The sequence below is a fragment of the Mesorhizobium sp. M7A.F.Ca.ET.027.03.2.1 genome (genome assembly GCF_003999175.1).
Taxonomy (GTDB): domain Bacteria; phylum Pseudomonadota; class Alphaproteobacteria; order Rhizobiales; family Rhizobiaceae; genus Mesorhizobium.
The window spans coordinates 1-2,794 of the sequence record NZ_RZOM01000841.1 but is presented as its reverse complement, the minus strand read 5'-3'; the positions used below and the strand labels follow the sequence as shown (position 1 = coordinate 2,794).

At 61.6% G+C, this 2,794-nt stretch carries 3 protein-coding genes; 2 read left to right on the top strand and 1 reads right to left on the bottom strand.

Annotated elements, in window-relative coordinates; genetic code table 11:
- Together EN750_RS40055 and EN750_RS27785 are read left to right on the top strand one after the other, a co-directional pair.
- Window positions 1-180 (top strand): hypothetical protein (locus EN750_RS40055; RefSeq protein ID WP_210212775.1); only part of this gene is annotated, 180 nt, incomplete at its 5' end.
- A gap of 155 nt (window positions 181-335) precedes the next feature.
- Window positions 336-2,441: a TonB-dependent siderophore receptor gene (locus tag EN750_RS27785; RefSeq protein WP_189526506.1), complete on the top strand. Its 2,106-nt coding sequence runs from the start codon at window positions 336-338 to the stop codon at window positions 2,439-2,441.
- A gap of 142 nt (window positions 2,442-2,583) precedes the next feature.
- Here the strand turns inward: EN750_RS27785 and EN750_RS40050 are convergent.
- Window positions 2,584-2,794 (bottom strand): hypothetical protein (locus EN750_RS40050; protein WP_210212774.1); only part of this gene is annotated, 211 nt, incomplete at its 5' end.

Sequence of the window (2,794 nt, the reverse complement as noted above, 5' to 3'; positions counted from 1 at the left end):
GCGCCGGGTGATCCGACCTCGGAGACGGTCAGCCCTGTGGGATTCAAGGGCTGCCATCATCGCGCAGCGCCTGTGCGGAAAGCCGGCTGGGCGTGGATTTCAGGCACGGGTTTTCTCCAAAACGACGCATTCAAAAATCTGGCTGCCGGCAGCCGATGGTCGGTTGACTATGAAACATGACTTCCATAGTCAACATTGAAGATGACCAACCGAGTCAACAAATTTAAATTGGCGCAAGGCGAAACGGTCCTGCGCGCATTGCGGGCAGTGAGGGTATCAAGATGCGGTTGAGTGCATATCGTGCGGCGCGGCGGCGAAGCCGGACCCGGGGCCTCGTGGTCGCATCGCTTTCGACCCTGCTTTGCACCCAGGCCCTTGCGCAGGAAGCCGCGACCGAGCTCAACCCGATCAATGTCGAGGGACAGAGCGACAGCCCGGTCGGACCGGATGACGGCTACATCGCCAAAAACACCACCACCGGCTCGAAAACCGACACGCCGCTGAAGGAGATTCCACGCTCGATTTCGGTGGTGACCCGCAAGCAGCTCGATGATCGCCAGCCAGGGCAGCTTGAGGACGCCTTGTCCTATCTCGCCGGCGTCACCATCTCGCCATGGGGCGTCGACGATCGTTTCGACCAATGCCTGATTCGTGGATTCGACCTCTGCACGTCGGCGATCTATCGCGACGGGCTGCCGCAGAAAGTGATCGATTTCTCAGGCTTCAAGATCGAGCCCTACGGGCTGGAGCGAATCGAAGTCTTGAAGGGGCCATCCTCGGTGCTCTACGGCGAGAACGAGGCTGGCGGCATGGTCAATGCCGTCACCAAGCGGCCGACGGACAAGCCGATCTATGACGGCTTCCTCAGCTATGGCAGCTTCAACACCGTCGAGGCCGGGCTGGATATAGGCGGCCCGATCGACGATGCCGGCGTGTGGTCCTACCGGCTGACCGGCCTGGTTCGCAACGGCGCGCTCGAAACCGACTATTCCCGCAACGACCGCATCTTCGTCGCGCCGGCGCTCAGGTGGCAGCCGGATGCGCAGACCTCGCTGACCATCCTGGCCAACTACCAGTGGGACAGGCTGACGACGAATCAGTTTCTGCCGGCGCAGTATGGCAATCTGCCGCGCAATTTCTTCACCGGCTCGCCCGACTTCGACCGCTTCGATGCCAACCATGGTTCGATCGGCTACCAGTTCAGCCATGAGTTCGACGACCATTGGACGGTGCGGCAAAACCTGCGCTACTCGCAGCAGGAAACCGACTACCGGCAGCTCTATTTTGGCGAGTGGCTTGGCGGCCCATACATCGGCGCAGACGAACATACGGTGCAGCGCACGCTGTTCACCGTGGATGAGACGGCAAGGCTGTTCAACGTCGACAACCAGGCCGAGTACAAGGCTGACTTCGGCGTGGTCGAAAACAAGCTGCTGTTCGGTCTGGATTACAGCAGACAATCGGTCGACGGGCGCAACGGCTACGGGGCGGGTCCGCCGCTGGACACCCAGAACCCGGACTACTCGATCCCTGTCACGCCGCCGAGCCTCATCATTACGGATCGCGTGGAGACGATCGGCCAGGTCGGCCTCTATGCACAAAACCAGTCCAAGATCGCCGACCACTGGGTCCTGACAATCGGCGGCCGGCAGGCTTGGATCGACCACACCAATTTCAACCGACTCGACGGTGCAGGCAGCTACGATCAGAAGGACCATGCCTTCACCGGCAATATCGGCATCGGCTATCTCTTCGACAACGGCCTGACGCCCTACGCCAGCTATGCCGAATCCTTCACCACCAATATCGGCCCGACCCAGTCCGGAGACGCGCTGCTGCCGTCGTTGGGCAAGCAGTATGAAGTCGGCTTGAAATACGAGCCGACCTTCTTCCCCGGCTTCATCACCGCTTCGCTGTTCGACCTGCGCAAGACCAATGTGCCGACGGCAGCAGCCAATCCCGTCTACCAGGTCCAGACCGGAGAAGTCCGCCATCGCGGCCTGGAGATCGAGGCCAACGCAGATCTGGCTTCCGGCCTCAGCATGACGGCGGCCTACACCTATCTCGACGCGGAGATAACCAGCGATGCCGCCGCCGTCATCGGTAACCGCCCGGCCAGGGTGCCGGAACACCAGGCATCGCTGTGGGCCAATTATGAGGTTGGCAGCGGCGTGCTCGAGGGCCTGAGCGCCGGCGCCGGCGTGCGCTATATCGGCGCCAGCTTCGGTGACAATACGAACACGGTTAACGTGCCCGGCCACACGCTGGTCGACGCAGCACTGCGCTACAAGAAGAATGGCTGGCAGGCAGCGCTCAATGTCTCCAACCTGTTCGACAAGACCTACTATTCGACCTGCTATGAGGCCGGCAGCAATGCCGACCTCAGCTGCATCTATGGCGAAGGCCGCGTCATCAAGGGCAGCCTCAGCATGAAGTTCTGATGCATGCCGCTCGGCTGCCTCGGCTGGCAGTGATCTGCGGGATCTGAAGCGCGCCGCATGAACCTGTGATGACGCGCGTCCAGAGCCGCGATTCGACGCGGCCCTGTCCTCCGTCCGGATGGCGGCAAGACGATTCGCACCGTCACGGTGGGCGTGCGACGTCCCGCTCGCCGAAAATCGCTGCCCGCGAAGCGCAATCCACGTCCCGCATCATTTTTCCTCCACGAATGCATTCCAGGATGGATGGTCCCACGACCGCCTCCGGGCGGCGCGCTCTGGATTGGATTGCCTGAAAAAGGCAACGAATCAAAAAACCGGCGGCGGTCGTCGCCAGAAGGTGTAGAAGACCGTAC